At 67.6% G+C, this 253-nt stretch carries 1 pseudogene; it reads right to left on the reverse strand.

The window, feature by feature from the left end:
• A pseudogene (locus SB754_RS21645) lies at nucleotides 1-227 on the reverse strand (thiamine pyrophosphate-requiring protein); the annotation flags it as partial.
• Nucleotides 228-253 lie beyond the last annotated feature (26 nt).

Below are 253 nucleotides of genomic sequence, written 5' to 3' on the forward strand. Positions count from 1 at the left end.
GGCGCCGGCGCCTGCTGCACGTCATGGGGCAGGATCACCACCGACGGTGTGCGGGTCGCCAGGGCTTCCTTGAAGGCCCGGTCGATGACCAGGGGTGCCTGCTCCGGGCTGCTGACCTGCTGCCGGAAACCGGAAGCGACGTCGCGGAAAAGGTGCATCAGGTCCACCTCCTGCATGTAGGCGGATCCCAGGACGCTCAGGCTCTGCTGTCCGATCAGGGCCACCACCGGGACTGAGTCCATCCGGGCGTCAT

The organism is Leifsonia sp. SIMBA_070 (genome assembly GCF_046534635.1).
Classification (GTDB): Bacteria; Actinomycetota; Actinomycetes; order Actinomycetales; family Microbacteriaceae; genus Leifsonia.